The organism is Pseudomonas sp. UYIF39 (genome assembly GCF_029963765.1).
In the GTDB taxonomy this organism is placed as follows: domain Bacteria; phylum Pseudomonadota; class Gammaproteobacteria; order Pseudomonadales; family Pseudomonadaceae; genus Aquipseudomonas.
Window position 1 is genome coordinate 331340 of sequence record NZ_JALBYU010000001.1, and the last position, 20017, is coordinate 351356.

The following is a 20017-nucleotide window of genomic DNA, read 5'->3' on the forward strand; positions in this document are numbered from 1 at the left end:
GGGGCGGCACTCAGGGTAGAGCAGAATTAACGAACCTTGAACCGTCCCATGATCGCGCTCACACGACTGTTGGCTTCCAGCAGTTGTTGGGTATTGAGCTCGCTGGCGTGACCGCTTTTCACCAGTTCGTCGACCATGTGGCGGATTTGCACCATGCTGCGGTTGATCTCTTCGGTCACCGCGCTTTGCTGCTCGGCGGCCGTGGCGATCTGGGTGCTGAGGCTGTTGATGTGGCTGACGTTGCCGGCCATTTCATCCAGACCGGTGTTGACCCGTGCCGTGGCATCGGCGGCCGACTGGCAACTGGTCTGGGTGTTTTCCATGGCGGTTACCGACGAACTCACACCCTGCGTCAGTCGGGTGAGCATTTCATTGATTTGCGACGTACTGTCCTGGGTGCGGGCGGCGAGGGCGCGGACTTCATCGGCGACTACGGCGAAACCGCGGCCCTGCTCGCCGGCGCGGGCGGCTTCGATGGCTGCGTTGAGGGCCAACAGGTTGGTTTGCCCGGCAATGGCGCCGATGACCCCGAGAATCTCGGTGATGCGTTGAGCGTCCTGTTGCATGCTTTCGACTTTATGGGTGGCGCTGGCCACTTCGTCGATCAGCGCAATCACGCTGTTCGACGCTTCGCCCACCACGACCCGCGAACGGTCAGCGTTTTCGTTGGCGCGTTGGGTAAAGGCAGCGGTTTCGGCGGCATTCTGCGCGACGCTTTCGGCGGTCGAACTCATCTCGGTGATGGCGGTGACGGTCTGATCGGTTTCCGAGGCGTGACGCACCAGAATCTGGCTGGTGTGGGCGGAGGTGCGTTGCAGGTTATCCAGGCTGGAGGCCATGGCGCCGGTGGCCAGGGTGACTTCGCCGATCATGTTCTGCAAGTAGGCGATGAAGGCGTTGACCGAGTGGCCGATGGCGCCCAGTTCGTCTTCGGCGCGAATGGTAATGCGTTTGGTCAAGTCGGCGTCACCGGCTGACAGTGCGTCGATGTTGGCCTTGAGGGCTTTCATGCGCTGGACCAGTTGGCGAATCGCATAGATCTGTAGCAACACCAGAAGGATCACCATCGGGATTTGCAGCAGGCTCAGCGTGCTGAGCACGTCGTCGCGCTGGGCGGTGATCAGCTTGGTCGGCAGGGCGGTGGCGAGGAACCAGGGCGTGCCTTCGATCGGGCGCATGAAGAAGGTGCCGGCTTCGCCGTTGTTGTCGAACTCGACCCGCTGTGACTGGTCACGGTTTTGCAAGCCGGCCTTCACCTGGCTAGCGAACGGCGAGTTGCCGGCCAACTCACTGATGTTCTTCAGGACGATCGGCCCGCTGATGCGCGAGCTGTTGCTGATGATCTTGCCGTCGGCTTCGACGATCAGCATTTCGGCGCCGAGGTCTTTCTCCTTGCGTGCCACCAGGTCATTGAAAAATCCCAGGGTCACGTCGATGGTCGACACGCCGTAGGCCGCGCCATTCTTCTGGATGGCCATGGCGCAGTTGGTGCGTGGCTCGGCGCTGGCGTCATCTTTATAGGCAGCCGCCCACGCGCATTGGCCGCGCGGGGTTTGCATGCCGCCTTGGTACCAAGTCTGGTCGTAGTAGTTGGGCGCGGCATCGCTGTTCCAAAAGGTGTTAACGGCCAGTTTACCCGAGGCATCCCGGTGCCAGAACGTGCTGAACTTGTTGCGCCCGGCTTCGCGCTGACCGGGCAGCGGCCAGATCCCGCCGCCGAAGACTTTCAGCTCGCCGTACTGGTCGACCAAGCCTGGCAGGACGGTGTCGATGGCGGCGCTGTCGAGCAGGGGAATGGTCTGTGTGATGCTTCGCTGTTGCGCCTGAACCTTGTTCAGTTCGCCCTGGATTTGCTCGGCGACTTCGGCGATTCGGTTGAGGGCCACTTGTTCTTCGGTGTGACGCAGCTTCGGTGCGACCAACTGGCTGATGCCGACCACTGTCAGCACGGACAACAGCAGGATGAACAGGACCAGAAACAGCGTGTAACGAGCCTGAATGGTACGGAATGCGGGCATGGGACCGGTCCTTAGTGCTGCGTTCTTGTTGTGGTTGTCGGTATGAAGTCGACGCTTTCAAGGGCTATCGGCTCGAGAAAGCCGAGCTTTAGGTACGATCGTGCAAGAGTGGCGCGAGGTGACCACACGGACGTCTGCATCAGGTAGTGCAGTCGGGAGTTCGGTCATGACTATCGGCTATACCGGGGTCTGGACTTCCAAGGCAGGTTTGCTGGTCAAGGACACGGGCGCCGGAAAGCCTGTGACGCAAAGCGCCAAGGTCAAGCAAATGCTGGCATTGGTGGGAAGCGATCCCAGCGTGTTCAACATGAAGTTGATGGATGAGCAGAAACTGCACAGAAACATCAAAGGCTTCGACCCGGAAAACGTCACCTCCAAACAACTGGGCAATCTCAGTGCCTGCTTGAAAGCCAAAGGCCTGATTTCTGATATTACGTCGATGACGCTAATGAACGCCGGTGACAAGTTTGACCGGTTTGGGATACAGAAAGACCCGGATGCGAAATTCAACGCGCTGGAGTATTTCGCCACCCAGCTGGACACCATCCAGAACAACAGTATCAAGGGTGACAAGTACGCCACGGGCCTGATCCCGGAATACAAGAAAGCGATTTACGTACTGCAGAATTTACAAGCTTACGGCAAGGGTAATGGCACATCAGTGCCGACTGACAAGGGCGTCACCTCGAAGGCGTGACGGGTTGTCCTGGCCCAATCAAATCGTCGAATGGGCCAGGTGTCGGTTAGCGGTCAAGTAACTCCATGACTTCTTCCGGGTAACGTAAACCGGCCGTGGCATTGGCCGGGAATATCGCTTCCAGCGCTTGCAAGTCTTCGCCGCTGAGTTTCACATCCAGCGCGGCCACATTTTCTTCCAGGTATTTTCGTTGTTTAGTCCCCGGAATCGGGATCACGTAATCGCCCTGAGCCAATACCCATGCCAGCGCCAGTTGGCCGGCAGTCACGCCTTTTTCTGCGGCCAGGTCCTGCACTTGCTGCACCAGCAACAGATTCTTGGCGAAGTTCTCGCCCTGAAAACGCGGGCTGAAACGACGGTAGTCGTCTGCGGCGAAATCATCAGGGCTTTTCAGCGCTCCGGTAAGAAAGCCACGACCCAAAGGGCTGTAGGGGACGAAGGCGATCCCCAGACGCTGACACGCGGCCAGACAACCGTTTTCCTCCTGATCACGGCTCCACAACGAATACTCGCTCTGCAGCGCACTGATCGGATGAACCTTGTGTGCTCGCTCAAGCGTTGCGACCGAGGCCTCGCTCAAACCCAGGTAACGCACCTTGCCGGCTTTCACCAGGTCGGCCATGGCGCCGACGGTTTCCTCGATGGCTACCTGCGGATCGATGCGGTGCTGGTAGTACAAATCCAGGGTCTCGACACCGAGGCACTTGAGGGTGCCGTCGATAGCGGCGTGAATGTAATCCGGTCGACCGTTGACGCCCCGCGCAACCGGATCGGCCGGGTCGCGGACGATGCCGAATTTGCTGGCCAGAAACACCTGGTCCCGTTTGCCGGTGATGGCTCTGCCGATCAGTGCTTCGTTGGTGTGCGGGCCATACATATCGGCGGTGTCGAGCATGTTGATCCCCAACTCCAGCGCGCGGTGCAGAGTCGCCGTGGCTTCGCGGATGTCCACGCCAGTCGTGTAGAAATCGGTCATGCCCATGCAGCCCAGACCCATCGCGCTTACTAGTGGACCGTTTTTGCCCAGTTGACGTGTTTGCATGAAATCAGCTCCCTGTGAATGTGGAGTCCATTGTTGGCCTCGACAGAAACAAGATAAACCGGCTAAAACTGCTATCACTGTTCGTAATTTCTAAATAATCAGTCGGTAAGCAAAAGCAATGGACCGTTTTAACGCGATGCACGTATTCACTCGAATCGTCGAACTGGGCGGCTTTGCCAAGGCGGCGGACAGCCTGCAATTGCCCCGGGCCTCAGTGACCATTCTGATCAAGCAGCTGGAGGCGCATCTCGGTGTGCAGCTGCTGCAACGCACGACGCGCCAGATCAGCCTGACGCTCGACGGTGCGGCCTATTACCCTCGTTGCGTACGGTTGCTGTCGGACCTGGAGGAAACCGAAGCGGTGTTCAGCGCTGCACGCAACAACCCCAAGGGGCTGTTGCGCGTGGACATGCCAGCGGGCGTGGGACGCTTGATGGTGATCCCGGCATTACCGCAATTTACTGCTCGATACCCCTTGATAGAGCTGGAAATCGGCTTGAATGACCGGCCAGTCGACCTGATACGCGAAGGCGTCGATTGCGTGCTGCGGGCCGGCGACTCACTGGACGATTCACTGGTGGCGCGGCCGTTGGCCATGCTGGACCAGGTCACGTGTGCCAGCCCCGACTACTTGAAGCGATTCGGAACGCCCCAGTGTCTGGCTGACCTTGAGGGTCATCGGATGGTGGAGTACTTCTCCAGCAGCAATGGCAAGCGTTATGGGCTGGAGTTCATGGTCAATGATCAGGTTCAGATCATTAATCTACCCAAGCAAGTCTCGGTCAACAGCGCCGATGGTTACCTGGCCGCTTGTGAGGCGGGGTATGGTCTGGTCCAGACCCCGTATTACCACGTTGCCCGCCAGGTGAGCGAAGGCCGTTTGTGTGAAGTCCTCAGGACGGTGGCGACACCGGGGATGCCGCTGACAGCGCTCTACCCGCCACACCGCCAGTTGTCCCGGCGGGTGAGGGTGTTTGTCGATTGGCTGGTTGAGCTTTGCGCGCAGCCGGGCAATGACTTTTATCGAAAAGACTCACGCGGCTGAGCGGTCCCTGTTTCATGCCACGGCGCTGCTGCGGGTGTTGCCGTTTTGCTGTAAGTCGTCATGCAACCGTTGCATGTGCGGGCAGTGCAGGTCGAGGTGCCGAGGCTCGGTCCCTCGATGAAATAGCGCGAACCACCCTTTACTGTATTGCGTGGGCATCAGTCCGGTGAAGGTGAAACCAAGGGCTGACAAATTGCGTAAATCTTCGGCAAAGTGCCAGGACAGTTCGAGTTTGACCGAGATCAGCCAGTGCCTGGGCAGGTGCCGAATTTGATCAAGGAGATGTTTGTTCACGCGCGGTATGAGCATTTCGAACAGTTCATGGTGCTGTTCGATTTGCAGGGGTAGATTGAGGCTAGGCGCCATGCCCTGGTGAGTGCCAAACACTGAATTTAGGCGCTGCATGAACGCTCGGCAACTCTCAGGCCATGGGATATCGGGAAGCGGGCGTTCGTGTCCTTCATTGATGTGACAACCCAGCACCATGGTTTCCCGTAACGGTTCAGTGAGCGGCGACGCGATGTAGTCGGGAAGCAAACCTGTGCTATGGAAACCGATTTTTTCTGCCATGCGTTGAGTGTACGGGTGGTGAGTCACCTGCTTGATCGAGAGGCTTTTGAGTTTCAAGGATTTTGAAAGCTCGATGAGTTGCGAACCAAGAAGCGTTGCGACACGTTGTCCCTGAGCGGAGGGATGCACCGCCATGAGCGCCAGTTCAGCGGTTAATGAAATCGCATCGAGGCACAATGCGGCGTGCCCCAGTACCAGCTTGTCGTCCACCGCAACGATGGATTGCCAGCGGCCCTCGGCATTGTGCTGACTGATCATGGTCGGTAAGTAAATGTCTGGCCTGGCGTAATGATCACCGTAGATCTGCCGAAATAACTGGCTCACGGACTGTGCGTCGGATGGCTGGTAGCGCCGAAAAATCAATTGGCTCATTACGCGGGCTCCGGCAAGGGGGTGTCATACACGCGTAAGTCCAGGACCCGCGGTTGTTTGCCAGAGCGGGGATGCAGGCTCAGGTCGGTGACTGCGCAGGGCAGGACCCGCAACTCGAGCAGTCCATCGCGACTCAGGTCGTCGATGCCGGGGTATTGGATGACCAGCGCTTCCTGTAATGCCCGAAGCGTTCGCTCGACATTCTGTTGCTGGGCCCCGGGTACCCATTTCACACTCAAAATGTCCTTGTAACCGGTATTTTCGATCAGCAACTGCCATTGGTTGCTGTTGGCAATCCGTTGGACGATCTCGCTTATTTCGTCGGGAAACAGCGACAGCACACCGACCCGTATCCTCCGACTGTGGGCACTTCGCCCCTTAAGAGCAAATTTACGCCTCGGGGTCTCGCTGGGTTCACGCCAGCAGGCAAGGTCACCCACCGGATAACGCAGCAAGGGCATGAGCCGACGAGCGAGATTGGTCACCACTATCAAGCCGGTGCGATCGCATTCTTCGATGACTTCACCGGTAAGCTCATCGACGATTTCCAACAGGGTATGTTGGTCGAACACCCGGTGTTCGCCCAAGGCACAGTCGCGATCGGAGGCCCCGATGAGGCCGGCGTCAACGCTGGCATAGCCAATTGAAGCGATACGGGCGTTTGGGAACACTTCGGCGAAGATTGCCAGTTGCGCAGCAAACAGGCTTTCTCCTGCATAAAGCAGCGTTTCGACCCTGCATAGCACTTGCTGATGATGCGCAAGGTAAGCAGCGAATCGCAGTAACTGTGCCGGCATCCCGGCCAGAACATTGATTTGATACCGGGCAATGGCCTCTGCCAGTCCACACAGTTCGACTTGGCCGGTAAACGGAAATTCACAGATGGATTTCCCGACATGAGCCAATGAGTGATGCGCGAACAGAAAGCTGGCGTAAAGATCTCCAGAAAAAAACAGATTCGCGACCCGGTCACCGTGGTTCAGTTGAGTCGCGAGACTTTGACCAAACGTACTGACCATGGCGTGCCATTCTTCGCGGGAGTAAACCGAGAGTTTGCCCTGGCTAGTCGATCCGCCGGTTTTAAACACCAGCGCATCGTCGACCTTTGCGGTCAGGACCGGCCAATGACTCAAGTCATGGCTGTCAGCCCAATAGTCCGCCGCATTGGTCAGCGGTAGATCTTGTAACGTAATGCCCTGCGGCGGTAAGTGTTCCAGTTGCTGGCGGTAGAAGTTTGAATGTTGCCGTATATAAGGCAGCAGTTGTTTGAGCGAATAAGTTGCTTTCATTGGATTCTCTTTTTTATATCAGGCGTCTAGAAGATTAAAAAACAAGTTGTGAGTGGTTGGCGGTATTTCTATTTTCTTTTATCAATAACCAACGGTGTTTTGCCGCTGTGTTTGTTTCGAGTGAACGCTTGCTCCGTACACACTTGAACTTCGACAGTTAACAGTTTGGCGTTTACGGCATTGGCCAGCGCTTCATGGCTCAGCAATGCGTTGCGAACCTGGTTGATGTCTGCATCCGTTAGAACGTTGAGTCGCTCGACGCCATCAGGGGCGTGGTCGAGAACAATCTGAATGGGGGCGCCGACGCTATCCTGCAGAGCCGAAGGCGAAATGAACTCCGTGCCCATCCGCACCAGGTTACCGTGGCGCTGGAGCAGTTCGAATCGCGGTGAGTCCAGCCCGCACGGACAGACACCGGGCATCCAGCGGCCGGTATCTCCAACGTCATATCGGCGCACGGTTTGGCCTTGCCGCGCTCGTGAAGTAAACAGCAAGCGACCGATCTCATTAGCCCGAACCGGTTCATCCTGTCCGATCTGCACAATTTCCAGATGCTGGGTATCGCACATCAAGTGAAACACCCCGTTCTCAGTGGCTGCGCACGCATGCCCCAAGGGACCTGCGTCGACGGAACCATAGATCGCCGAGCGGATCATCGAGACCCCGCAGCTTTCCATGAGACTCAGGCTGGTTTGGCCCGGATGCTCGCCGCCGAGGAACACTTTGCTGATACCTGCGTACGCGCGGAGTCGGGCCTGCTCGTTGAAGAACAGACGATGCAAGGTGCTCGGCATGCCAATCAGCACGGTGACTTGCTGGTCGACGATCAGTTGGGCGATTTCGCTGAAGTCATCGTCCAGGGGCGCGCCCATGGGGAAATGTGTAACGCCCATCTGTTCCAGTATTTTGGTAAAACTGAGGAAACCTCCGTACAGGCTGCCGCCGTAAAACAGGTTCATGACCCGGTCCTGTGAAGGATCGAGTCCGGCGGCGAACAGGCCGTCTGCTGCGGCGCGCATCTGCCGTTGAAAGTCGCGATAGCTGAAACCGGCGAGGGCCGGAGTGCCGCTGCTTCCTCCAGAGCGAAAATATAATTGCGCCGCGGCGCTCATCGGCTGGGTCGTGAAGGTGTTTTTGTCCATGATCGGCTCATGGGCGTTGTCGGGGGCGGGCGGGACCGGGTCGAGCGTTGCACGGCTTGTCAGCACATCAGGTGCCAGACTCACTGAAAGGCGGCGACTCAGACGCGTCAGCGCGTAGACGCCATCATGGGGCTCGCCGGCATAACCGTCATGAATCCCCGCGCAAGGCACAATACGGGTGACCCCAGCGTTGACCAGCGTACGCACAAGTCCTGGCGTTTCTGCCGCAGAGCAAATCAGCGCGCAGCTTTGCAGGACCGTGCGCCAAGGCAACAGCGTCTCAGCGATCAAGTGTTGCGGCACGGGCTTGAGCAGCACCGTACGAAACAGCGGCGACGGTGCGAGCGTCTGATGGTGTTCCCAGATGATCCGCCATCCGTGGCCAGCCCAGACCTGGCCGGTCTGGTTCGCAAAACAGTAGCCCAGTTGCGCCATGGCCGTGCGGGTGGTGATCTCGCACGCTTCCAGATCCGTGGGCACCAGCGCCGGCCAGTGCGATGCACGACGCTTGAAGGCTTCGCTCAAACGCTCACCCAGGTCCTGCAGGATGGCTGGATCATTGCTGTCCACCAGCACCCATTGCGGACTGGAACACGCTTGTTGATCCAGACTGCACACCTCATCCACCAACGCATCCAGCGCCGAAGGGCTGGCCGCGTCAGGCGACAGATAAGCGAAACTGATCCGGTGCCCCCAATCGATCCAGCGACATCCGGTGGGGATCTGTTGACGAATCGCCTTGAGCGCCTTTTCACCGCCCCAGGCTGACACGCCATCGGCCTGGGCGCAGAGTTCGGCAATCCAAGCGGTGCCCACGGGCAGTACGGCGACGAATTCGCCAAGCCTGCCGGTGGTGTCGGACCGCACAAGGGCGGCCAGCAATTGCGCGGTCAAACCCGCATCGCTGGCGCTGGGGCGTAACCAATTGATGTTGCCGGCCAGCAGGCTTTCGAGAACCGCGCAGAACGCCAGCATCGGCGCATTGCCTGGCGTCACATGCACCACCAGTCCCAACGGGTGCCAGCTTTCAAAGTGCGAATGCTGGTAGTCGATACGCCTCAGCGATCGGGGTTGCGAACCCAGTTCCCGCTCAAGCTTCGTGCTCAGGTTGCTGCGTTGGCAGAACTCGATCAGCCCCTGACATTGATCGTCGTCCAGAGGCAGGTTCAGGCTGCGAGTCTGTAGTTGCGTGGCGAAACGAGCCGCGGTTTCGATAACGGTCTCGCTGTCGATCGGTGCAGCAAGCAACCTGGGCAATTGTTTTCGAAGGCGGTCGAGGGCGCTTTCCGGGGTAACGTCGTCACGCAGTTGGCCATTGATGAGGTACATCTCAAGCCCCTCCCAGCAATTCGGAAGCAGCCATGGCGCAGCTGCGACTGGCGGCGGTGCCGGCACGTCCGTGCAGCTCGAACCAATCGGTCGTCAGGCCGCATCCGCAATGTGCGCCGGGGTGTAATGTCGCCAGATCGCCCATGACCACAGCGTGAGCAGGGCTTGACGAAATGTACGGGGAGACGAATTCCAGCAAGCCGCGCTGGCCGTATGGCTGGACCGTGAAATCGGATGGGTTGCGCACGAAAACCTTCGAGTAAATGGGGGCATGAAAATGATGGCGGGCACATTGGATATAGGGCACGGCATGCTCGACGGCACCGTAACCATCCCGGCATCGGGACAGGTCGATACCCAATTGCCGATTGATTCGGGCATACAACTCAAGCAAGGGAATCTCTTGTGCTGCCTGGGTTTTCCAGCCGCCGCCCAAAAACACCAATGACTGAGCGGATAGCTTGAGATTCGGTGCGCAGGTGTTTTCCATGTGCTGTAGCGCATGGGAAAGAAACGCAGGAAATCCGAGTATCCGCACGGGCAAACCCTCGTCGGCAAACTCCTGCAAGGCGCGAATCACGCCAAACAGGTCGAATTCGTGACCTTTACCCATCCGGCGCAATCCGTAGACGACTCGATTGACGGGCGCATAGCTACAGAGAAACTGGTCGGTGTAAGCGGTGCCCAAGGTGATGGCCGCCTCGGGCTCGTAGCTCAGGAGCAAATAGTTGCAGGGGCTGTCCGGAGTATCCCAGCCGTAGTGCCGGAAAATGTGGCTCAACATGCCTTGAGCCGCGGCCATGCTGCGAGGGTCATAGCGCATGCGACTCTTTTGGCCGCTGGTGCCAGACGATGTCAGCTCCAGCGCGCCTTCGCCGGTGGGGCCGAACAACAAGTGACGTTTGAAATAGTTGGCGAAAATTGGTGGCAACCTGGACCAGTCATCCAGTGTCTCCAGGTCCTGGGCATCGAGCCCGTTGGCGTTTAGCCAGCGTTCGTAGCCAGGCGTGTGGTGACAATGAATAACCTGGACCAGTCATCCAGTGTCTCCAGGTCCTGGGCATCGAGCCCGTTGGCGTTTAGCCAGCGTTCGTAGCCAGGCGTGTGGTGACAATGAAACAGACTGATTTCCCCCATCGCCTGGTCGAACAGGCCCTCGGGTACGGAATCCAGGCAATAGGGTTGCGTTAACGCGCAGAGCGCATCGGTATAAGGTAAATGGATCATCAAAAGACCTACTGTGTGGTGTTAGACGGCAAGCGCGATGTGAGAGTGCCGCAGAAACAGGCGTAGCGGCGCCAGGCTCAGAAGCCCCGCGATACCCGCCATCAAAGCGAAGGATTCGTGGCTGTCACCGGCACCGGCGGCCGCAATAAGTGAGCCGCCACCGCCCATGACGGCGATCGAGATCATGCCGATCATGGCCGAGACCAGACCTTTGCTGTCGTCGCTGGCGAACAGCGCAAGCCGGTACAGCGCCGCATTGCTCATGCCAAGCCCAACGGCGTAAAGCACCAGGCAACTGATCAGCACGGCTGTCGAAGCACCGTAGAAGCTGACGGCGACTAGCACGATCAGCCCGCCGCAAAACGGCCAAAGCGCGTATCGAATCAGTTGTGGCAATTCAGCGTTGGCAATCAGTCGGTTGAGGATCAGATTGCCGAGAATGACGGCCGCGAACACCGGGATTTGCCACAGGCCGTAGTGCAGCGTTGAAAGCCCCTGGTTGTGGATCAGCAAGAGCGGCGCCAACCCGATCCAGGCAATCAAGGGCAGGCTCATCACGCCCAGCGCGACTGCGGCGCAAAGGAATCGCGGGTTAGTCAGCAACGCGACATAGCGGCGCACGGTGCCGTGCCATTCAAAGCGCACGGCGACCAGTCGCTGACCGTCGTGGCGCAAGGTGCCCACGGTTTCCGGCATGAACAGGTAAAGCCCGAACCAGACCATCACGCCGCCGAGACCCAGCAGTAAAAACAATTCCCGCCAGGACAACCATTCCAGCAGCAGACTGCCGAGCAAAGGCCCCAGAAGCGGGGAGAGCAGTGCAACGTTCCCCAGCAACGCCATGATTTTTACCGCGTCGGTTTCGCAGAAAACTTCTTGCAGGGCCGGGTAGCTGACCGCGATGACAAACCCCAACCCCATGCCCTGAATCAGTCGCAAGCCGTTGAACGCATAAATGCTTTGCACGTTGAACGCGGCGGCACAGGCCAGGGCGAATACCGCGCAACCGATGAGCAACATCCGGCGGCGGCCAAAATGATCGGACAGCGGGCCAATCAGCCATTGCAGAAGAATGCCGCCTGCCAAATACAGATTGAAGGCGTAAGGGACATGTTCAGGACTGGCATCTAGTTGATGGGTGATGGTCAACATGGCCGGCATGATCATGTCGCTGGCCATATACGTCAGAAGTTCGAATAAAGTTATTGCAAGGCCAAAGCCAAACAAATAGTGGGGGCTGATATTGATTAAAGGCTTGTGAATAGTATTCATATTTTTGCTCGAAGTTTAATGACGGGTTTATTGCGATGCTTCGAGGCTAATCATTGAGTATGAATAGCTCCAATGAACTATTGAGACTCAAGGTTTCGATTATTTTCGCTATGTTTCGATATTCGATGGGCAGTAAGAAGTGAATGTGCACGTACGAAAAATGCCCGCGACAGGGCGGGCATTTAATTAATAGTTATCGGATTGGTATTTAACTTACGAATGAAGGTTCAATTATTCACGTTATCGATGCTGGTAATAACCCGGCCCACCACGGTCGTAATGGTGACCGCCGTGCCAGCCGCCGTGGGGGAAAACGATGCAGCCGCTCAGTGTCAGGAGAGCGAGCAGGGGAATCAGCAGTGTGATTCGACGGAACATTTCAAAATCCTCATGGGGCAATAAAGCCAAATCTCTTGATCGGCTGTAACATGAGACCCCGTTTGTAGCGTCCCATCCCCGGAGAAAGGTAGGGGCTTGGCATGCGTTCTGATACAAATCGGATACATTTTTCAGGTTCAGGAACTCGCAATGACTCAGTCGCAACGTTTGAAATACTCGATTCTGATCTCCCTCGTAGTGTTGGGGATCATGTTCGGCCTTTCGTATCTGCAAAACGCAGGCGTCATCAGCGAGAAGCTGTTTCAGTACATCGCCATCGGCGTGGCGGTGATCGTGGTGGTGATCAATGGCGTGATGCGCCGCAAGGTCAAACCCTGAACGACGTACCTTAAGCGGATTACTCGCGATGGAGCATGGCTACAGCGTCCGGATGCAGGCTGTAGCTTTTGTCCGGATTGAGCGTGATCACGCCTTCGCTGCACAAGCGTTTCAACACTTCCCGCACACTGAGAAAGGACAGGGGAATATCCAGGTCCAGCAAGTGGCTGTGCACGCCACGCACGCCAAGGCTACGGTCGCTTTCGGCGGCGCTCAGCAAGGCGTCGATGACTTTGAGGCGGATCAGACTGGTTCGCAGACCATAGCTTTTGAGCAATAACCTGATCCGCTCGTTGCCATTGCGCTCACTGCGTTGACTGAAAACACCGGAGCCCACGGCAGAGCCGTTTGGCGCATTGCTACCGTCCGTTGGCAGTTGCGAGTTGTACATGCAAAAACTCCTTTTCCGAGCCGGCCAGGAAATGTGATGGGGGCTCTCACTCAATAAGACGTACGAGCAGGGCAAATAATGAAGCCCCAAATGTAGAAATTTTGTCGCCATCACGTCAGTGGCCTGTGAGATGGCCATGGAAAGCGCCTTTCAGGGCCTAAATTTTTGTCTTTTGTTTCGTTCCAAGTGGCTGCCTCCCGCATGCAGCGTTTTGCGCTGGATCGCTTGAACACGCTGAACAAGGCCGGCCCGATAGCAGCGAAGGATCTGCAACGCATGGTGATGGACGACCAGGTGTATCAGGCAGCACAAGTGATGCCGGGCCTGCTGCAGTTCTGTGCGGCGGCACTGGGTACCGATGCGCCAGCGCTCACGCCACTGTGTGCCAGTCTCAAGGCCTGGGATCGCAGTGCCAATCTGGTGAGTGGTCTGGGGTTTGTGCATTTGCGGAATGTCATGGAGTCGCTACAGCAAACGCCTGACCTCTGGCGTGTGGCGTTCGATCCGAAAGACCCGCAACACACCCCGCGTGGCCTGGCGGTCGATCGCCCGGACGTCGCAAAGGCGATTCGCGAATCGATGCTGGCATCGGTAGATCAGGTGAAAAAGATGGGGCTTAAGGCCGATTGCCGCTGGGGTGATATCCAGGTGGTCAGCAGCGGCGGCCAGCAGACGCCGATTCACGGTGGACCTGGCACTCTGGGGGTTTATAACGCCATTCAGAGCGTGCCGAGAACCGACGGTAAACTCGAGGTCGTCAGCGGTACCAGCTATTTGCAGGTGGTGACTTTCGATGTCAAGGGTCGCGGCCTTCAGCTTTTTGGGGCTTGTTGCGGAATGGAATTGAGGACCGGATTGCCGTCCTTGTTGCGGGTCAGGTAGACCGGCAATACCTTGGGCAGGGAAGCCACCAGGTTGTTGAGCTCTTTGATGTTGTAGATGCCGCCGATACGAATCGAGCCGGTGCTGTTGTCGGCCACCATCACCGGTTTGCTCAAGTAGCGATTGATCAGTGGCAATGCGTCGGTCAACGCCAGATCATCGAGCAGCAGTTTTCCGCTGCGCCAGGCCAGCGAGTTGTCATTGTCGTAGGTCTGACTGATCCGTGGAGTGAAGTCGCCGCGTCTATAGCTCGCCTGCATCGCTGGCTCGAGGCGCAAACCGTCGCCCGCAACGGCGTCATTACTGCTCACCAGCACCGAACCTTCTATCAGGTTCACGCGTACCTGATCTTCATACATCCAGACGTTGAATTTGGTTCCAGTGACTCGAATCCTGCCTTCGGCCGCTTTGACAATGAAGGGGTGCCGAGTGTCGTGGCTGACGCTGAAGAAGGCTTCGCCTTTTTTCAGGGTGATCCGACGTTGATCCTTGTAGTTGCTGAACGTCAGCTCACTGCCCAGGTTCAGTTCCACCTGACTGCCATCGCTCAGAGTGACCTGGCGGACATTGTCGTTCGCCTCGAAATGTTGGTAGGAATCGGGTAGCCAGCCCAGGTTCCAGCCGCTATAGGCTGCCAGTGGCAACGCCATGGTGCAAACCGCGGCCGCGATACCGAAGGTGCGCCAAGGCGTAGCAGGTTTGGCGCGGACCATCGGGACCACGGTTTCCGGACGTGGCAGGTCACCCGCGACATCCCAGATCTCCAGCATGGCTTCGTACTCGAACGCGTGAAGCGGATGAGCGTCATGCCATTGCTCGAACGCAAGCCGCTCTTCAGCAGTGCAATCGTTGGCGTGCAAACGCATGCACCAATGCGCAGCGGCATCGGTGACAGCGTCATATTCGGCTTGCGAGAGAGGGTTGTCGGTCATTGACTCATCCTGATTTCCCGCATTCTAACCTTGTGAGGAAGTCTGCAAGAACAACCGTCATGGCAATTACCCATCAAATGGGAATTAATTTTTCTGATTCACGGGGTGCTGGTGTGCAGTTGGCGCCCCATATGGCTGATGAGCCATGCAACGCTGTCGGCGTTGCCGAGTTTCACCTTGAGTCTGACCAGTGGATCTCTTCTGAAGATTTTGCGGGCACCGCTCAGGTTTTCTCCGCCGGTCAAGGTCAATATCTGCGCTTTTGCCCGATTAGTATTCTCATATGAAGTACTGCCCAGCTCCTCCCACTCACCGGTATCAGGATCCAGGGTCATGAACAGCTGAGTCAGGGGTGTCTTGATCGAGAGTGCGGTGTCCTGAAGGGTGGTCAACGCCTCTTTCATGTCATAGCCGGTTGTGCTGCTCGTATCGATCAGATGGGAGAATGGTCTGCTGGGATCGAGGTAAGCAATGTCTTCGGTTTTGCAGAAGAGGTGGGAAAGCTCATGAATAAGGGTGACTGCTCGAGCATGGGTGTTGATTGGAAAAACGGGGTCGCAAAGATGTGGGCGGTAGGTGTCGTAACCGGTGTTGAAGAATTTTTCTGCCAGATAAATTTTCCGCTTTGCATCCGTTGGAACGGTGAAAGCGAATGAGGTTTCCGCGTCACTGACCAGCCTGCCGGTTACAAAACGACTGCTATTCGGCTTTCTGAGTGAGGGGTCCAACAAGGCCGTGAAAAGGTCGCCCAAGACTTTTTCAAACTGCTCCACATGTGCGGACTGCACCTGCGGCACATCAATAAAATCCATGACGAGTTGATGCACGGGGGTAACCTTGTTGTCTGAAGACTTCAGCAATTGCAGGTTTTGAAAGCAGTTCCAGGCATAGGTGGTTGCCAGGTCCAGCGCTTCGTCAATCTGACGAGCCTTTTGCGGAAACAGTCGACGGATTGCGGGCATTCCATTGGCATCGACGTTCATGCCTTCCCAAACCGAAAGTGCGGTTTTCAACCGATTGCCGATGCTGAAACGGGGCGCTGGCGTTTGCCTATCCAGAACCCATTGTTTCGACACGTTCTGACGCAGCCGAGGACCGCGAATGTTTGTGTCGCCGATGCGCCAGCGTGTGCCGCGCTTTGCGACCGGATATACCTTTCCTTCAACCGGTGCGTAGGTTTTTTTTGTCGTCGGATGGGTATAGAGCCCAAGGCTTGAGTTTAATGTGAGCGAATTCAGATCGACGTCGATGCTTTCATGACGCTTGAACTGCGTACGTTCGGGGGCTGTAATGGCAACGTTCTGCCATTTGAACCGGGTATCGGGTGTTTCTGGCGCGGGTGCACTTGGCGTAGAAGATGGCTTCGCTTGCGCTTCCAGCGATTGTCGCAACGTGGCGAGTTGTGCGATGCCGCTGATGAATTCTTTTAGCGCGGGCCCCCATTTGTGCGTTTGAAGGTCTTCGGCGGATTGCTTGATGTCGCGGTAACTGCGCCACACTGTGATGGGGTAGGCGAGTTTGCCGATGAAGAACGAGTATGACGCGCGCAGGTCTTCGCCCAGCACGTGCTTGATGGTTGCCCATTCGCCCTGCTTTTTGTCATCGAACTGGCAACCGAGCAATCGGGCCAACAGCGCGGCGTTATCATCGAACAACTGCTTGAACAGGCTCCCCTTGATCGGGTTGGACGCCAATGTGACATTGGTTTCGCGATTATCGTTGGCCGGCGGTGCGGCTCTGGCGACACGGGTGTTGCTGGTCGCCATCCGGTTTTCCAACAGTATCCGGTCAGGTTGCGGCAGATTCATGAGTACCCAATCGAGCAGCGAACCGCGGGTCTTCAGCTCTGTCAGCAGTTGTTTCTCGTTTTCATATTCTTTCACCCCGTGCCGAGGGCTATGAGGCGCGACAAGGACCTGTAGCGCGGTGCTATCGGCCGATGAGCCGATCAGATAGACGCCAGGCACTTTGACCGCCTGTTCACTCTTGATGCCCAGGAGCTCAAGTGGGCGGATGATCGCGTGGGCACCGTCGACTGCCGCGCGGGCGATAGCGTCAGGCATGTCCATGACTTGGCGTATCAGATCAAACCCCGTCTCGCTCAGGCGCTCCTGCAGTTTTTCCGTGTGGGCGTAATGCATCAACTGCCAGGGTAATTGCCTGTAAAACCGCTTCCTGCGGTCCGTTGCGTTCGCCTGGGTGTCTGCAAAGGCTTCGTTCAATGTTTTCTGCTGATGTTCGCCAAGCTTCAAGTTTCGTATCAGTTCTCTGATGTAGCTTTGGTCCATGTCCTCGGGAATCTTGGTGGTATCCAGCGACACCAGTCTGAAATGGGTTTTGTCCAGATCCTTGAAATGGGTCAGTGCAAAGTCGGTCAGGGTTTGGGTGCTGGCCGCAGAGCTGGAACGTCTGTCGATCTGTATCTGGACTTTGTCCGGATCGATGTCGAAGGTGTCAGCCTTGAGTTGTTTTTCAAGTTCATAGTGCGCCGTGCGCGCCAGGGAGCGTATGCCGGTTAGGTAGTCCTGGTCGTCGGTGACGTTGTCGAGGTATTGCTGAAGCAACTCCCCATGCAGTATCTGATCTTTAATGGACGCCTTGGCCAGCCATGTCGGCAGTTTTTGCTGAGTGGTCAGGGATTGGGCGATGTCCGTCGCGCGGTCTAACCCGGTCATCGGTTGGCGTAACGCCACCAGCTTCAGAAGACTGGCCAGGATCGTCGCGGGGAGCTTCGTGGCCAGCGCACGGGTGACGCACGCCTGGTCCAGCTGGACATAGGGTTTTTGCACCTGATCGAGAAAGTGCTCATCTATTCGCTTTAGCGGCGCCAGGGTGTAAGTCTGCCCAGCCACTCTCTCGCTACGTCCAAGGTTCTCCAGAAGGGTGGTGCGATCATCGGCGTCCTTGAGTCGTCGATCCAGCTCGGTCAGCAACGGAGTCAATGCCCTGAAGGCTTCAAATCCCGACGCAGGCGTCCACAAAATCGCCGTGCCCGAATGCTTCGGATCCAGGCCTCCACGTTCAGTCAGCACAAAACAACTAGCCAGTTTCAACGGGTCCGTGGCTTCGCCTGCCCTCAACGCCAAGGAAAATTTAACGTCGTGTCCGGGATTAGTTGACCACTACAGTGCAGCTTCAATTCACTGCGCAATGCCGTTGACAGGGTCTGAGTGAAACGCGATTGCAAGCTTCCGAGTGACGAATCGACGGTGCGCTGCGCCTCGGTAATCGTGCGGGTTGTTGCGGGAATGACCGGGAGGTTTTCGAGGAGTAGGTCGAGCGGCTGCTTAACGGTGGAGAGAAAGGCCAGATGCTTTTTGGCCAACTCGCCACGAACGTTGGTTGGGTGCGCGCTCAGGCGCCGGTCTGCGTGCGTACTCCAGCGTCCTTTGGCATCGGCCGCCAGCAGTCGATCGTCGATCAGTCGGCGGATATCCAGTGCCTTGTCGAACAAGGCACGGGAATCCTGTATGCCTTCGCTTTCACGGTAATGGCTCAGCGCATGGGACAGATTCTCTCGTTGCTTGCCAAGGATGTCGTTCATCAACTGTTCAAACACCGGGCCGATGATCGGTTCACCGACAATCACTTGTTCTTCCGGCTCCATTGAAAGAAACGTAGCGCGTTCGTCCAAGGACAAGAAGTTGAGCAGCGTGTCTTCATGCCCTTCGTTTTTCAACATCTGCGAGACGATTTCCCTGACGGCGGGCAAGTCGCTCGTTGCCTCGATGCCTCTGGACGGGGTGTACAGAAAGCCCAGCGTGTCGCTGCTGCCGATCATCACGGTCGAGGCGAGCTCCACGTAATGCTTGAAGGGGGCGGTGACACGTACTTTTTCGATACGAAGAGGATCGTCGGTGTCAGGTTCGAGGTTGAGATTCATCAGTCGCAGGTATTCCTGCGACGTTAGAGCACCTTGCTGACGCTGTAGCAAAAGCTTCACGTGAAAGGTATCGCGCAAACCCTCGGCAAATAACTCCCAGCGTGACTGCCCATTGTCCATCGGTGTGTTCCAGAACGTCTTGAGCAGGCCTTGCAAGTGAGGGGTAAAACTTTGCGCAATCTCTTTGACTGCGCTTTCCCAGACCTGGTTATCGGCGTCGCTGCTCACACTGTGTTGGGGATTGGAAAAGGCTCTGGAATCGCCAGTCGGCCACTCGTTGGTCAGGTAGTAATGCAGCAGGGCATCGCTCAGAGAATGCGAGGAAAGCAATTGTTGGTCATCGCTGTCGATGACGAAGCTATTCAGTCGGGTAAGGCGCTGGTCCAGTTTTGGGAACGGTTTGTGCAACGCGTTCTTGAGGGTATCGTCCAGCATCGATTGCAGCGTTGGCAGCTTGACCAGCTCATCCATCATCGTCCTGATGTTCTGAGCCTGATTGCGCTCGAGGGTGAGCTCCTGGTCCTGGAACACCGCGCCTTCGATTATTTGCGTGGCAATGTTTGGCGCAGTGGCGGCGGGTAAAGCGCTGCGTTGTTCGAAGGAGAGAAAACGCAGTAGCTCACGCCTTCCAGTGGCCTGCGCCAACCATTCCTTGAGTTTGCTTTTGAGGTGATTCATGTCCGTGAATTTGATCAGGCCTTTCCACGGTGTGTAGAGCGTGACTTCTCCATCGTTGGGCCGGCTCATGGAAAAAGCGCCGGCCAAGGGGATGCCTGGCGCATCAGGTACGCTTAAAAGCAGCTGGTTTACGTGCATGGGCTCGCTATTGGCGATACGGGCTTGATGCGTCGCCAGATAAACAGCATTCAACCACTTCAAGTCATCCAGCGTGAAGGACAGTGCCTTTTCGCGTTCACCGGGTTGTTTGGCTTTGGATGCAAGTACTGCTTCGTCGAAAAAATACGGCAGCGGGGGAGCAATCATGGTTTTTCCTCGATGTGCTGCAATCGGCGGGTAATCGCAGGCTGTTGGATTGAGGAAAAACAGTACGGTCAGTGGAAGGCACGAGTGCGGTACATATTGCTTGAGCCGAACAGGCGGTCGAGACTTGACAGGAAGCCGGTAGAACAGCGCTTAATCGGCAACTGTTTTGGGTTGCCCTGCAACCTCGCTTCACCCTGTTGCCCGTACTCAATAATAAAACTGGAG

12 protein-coding genes and 3 pseudogenes are annotated in these 20017 nt (G+C 56.9%); 4 read left to right on the forward strand and 11 right to left on the reverse strand.

The annotated features are described in order from the left end of the window. Positions 1 to 26: 26 nt before the first annotated feature. The gene (locus MO767_RS01675) at positions 27 to 2018 is read right to left on the reverse strand and encodes a methyl-accepting chemotaxis protein (protein WP_282479122.1); all 1992 of its coding nucleotides are present in this window, start codon (positions 2016 to 2018) and stop codon (positions 27 to 29) included. Between the two features lie 166 nt (positions 2019 to 2184). Here MO767_RS01675 and MO767_RS01680 point away from each other — a divergent pair, with 166 nt between their 5' ends. Further along, positions 2185 to 2715, forward strand: a complete 531-nt coding sequence (locus MO767_RS01680) for a hypothetical protein (protein WP_282479123.1) — start codon at positions 2185 to 2187, stop codon at positions 2713 to 2715. Positions 2716 to 2761: 46 nt separating this feature from the next. Here the strand turns inward: MO767_RS01680 and MO767_RS01685 are convergent, their stop codons facing one another. Then, positions 2762 to 3757 (reverse strand): aldo/keto reductase, encoded by a 996-nt coding sequence (locus MO767_RS01685; RefSeq protein ID WP_282479124.1) that lies wholly within the window; start codon positions 3755 to 3757, stop codon positions 2762 to 2764. A 118-nt stretch (positions 3758 to 3875) separates the two neighbouring features. On the opposite strand from MO767_RS01685, the gene MO767_RS01690 reads away from it, so the two are divergent. Beyond that, positions 3876 to 4802 (forward strand): LysR family transcriptional regulator, encoded by a 927-nt coding sequence (locus tag MO767_RS01690; RefSeq protein WP_282479125.1) that lies wholly within the window; start codon positions 3876 to 3878, stop codon positions 4800 to 4802. Positions 4803 to 4814: 12 nt separating this feature from the next. On the opposite strand, the gene MO767_RS01695 is transcribed toward MO767_RS01690, so the two are convergent. From MO767_RS01695 to MO767_RS01720, 6 genes and pseudogenes are all read right to left on the reverse strand, one after another. Continuing rightward, a complete protein-coding gene (locus MO767_RS01695; protein WP_282479126.1) occupies positions 4815 to 5744 on the reverse strand; it encodes a GNAT family N-acetyltransferase in 930 nt (309 codons plus the stop codon). Beyond that, a complete protein-coding gene (locus tag MO767_RS01700) occupies positions 5744 to 7033 on the reverse strand; it encodes a phenylacetate--CoA ligase family protein (RefSeq protein ID WP_282479127.1) in 1290 nt (429 codons plus the stop codon). The genes MO767_RS01695 and MO767_RS01700 overlap by 1 nt, the downstream gene beginning before the upstream one ends. A 68-nt stretch (positions 7034 to 7101) precedes the next feature. Further along, positions 7102 to 9504, reverse strand: coding sequence for an aldehyde dehydrogenase family protein (locus MO767_RS01705; protein ID WP_282479128.1), 2403 nt, complete (start codon positions 9502 to 9504; stop codon positions 7102 to 7104). Between the two features lies 1 nt (position 9505). Then, positions 9506 to 10731: pseudogene (locus MO767_RS01710) on the reverse strand (acyl-protein synthase). Positions 10732 to 10752: 21 nt separating this feature from the next. Continuing rightward, the gene (locus tag MO767_RS01715) at positions 10753 to 11994 is read right to left on the reverse strand and encodes an MFS transporter (RefSeq protein WP_282479343.1); all 1242 of its coding nucleotides are present in this window, start codon (positions 11992 to 11994) and stop codon (positions 10753 to 10755) included. Positions 11995 to 12243: 249 nt separating this feature from the next. Beyond that, entirely contained in the window at positions 12244 to 12381 is a 138-nt protein-coding gene (locus MO767_RS01720; RefSeq protein ID WP_008155215.1) for a hypothetical protein, read from the reverse strand. Positions 12382 to 12531: 150 nt separating this feature from the next. On the opposite strand from MO767_RS01720, the gene MO767_RS01725 reads away from it, so the two are divergent. Next, positions 12532 to 12720 (forward strand): hypothetical protein, encoded by a 189-nt coding sequence (locus tag MO767_RS01725; protein WP_008024801.1) that lies wholly within the window; start codon positions 12532 to 12534, stop codon positions 12718 to 12720. Positions 12721 to 12739: 19 nt separating this feature from the next. Here the strand turns inward: MO767_RS01725 and MO767_RS01730 are convergent, their stop codons facing one another. Continuing rightward, on the reverse strand, positions 12740 to 13111 hold the full coding sequence (locus MO767_RS01730) for a fe2+ zn2+ uptake regulation protein (RefSeq protein ID WP_282479129.1): 372 nt from the start codon (positions 13109 to 13111) through the stop codon (positions 12740 to 12742). A gap of 207 nt (positions 13112 to 13318) precedes the next feature. Between MO767_RS01730 and MO767_RS01735 the strand changes: the two are divergent. After that, positions 13319 to 13915, forward strand: a pseudogene (locus MO767_RS01735) (penicillin acylase family protein); the annotation flags it as partial. 8 nt (positions 13916 to 13923) lie between these two features. Here MO767_RS01735 and MO767_RS01740 read toward each other — a convergent pair. Together MO767_RS01740 and MO767_RS01745 are read right to left on the reverse strand one after the other, a co-directional pair. Further along, on the reverse strand, positions 13924 to 14925 hold the full coding sequence (locus tag MO767_RS01740) for a FecR family protein (protein WP_282479130.1): 1002 nt from the start codon (positions 14923 to 14925) through the stop codon (positions 13924 to 13926). A gap of 98 nt (positions 14926 to 15023) precedes the next feature. Then, a pseudogene (locus tag MO767_RS01745) lies at positions 15024 to 19792 on the reverse strand (DUF6543 domain-containing protein). Between the last annotated feature and the right edge of the window lie 225 nt (positions 19793 to 20017).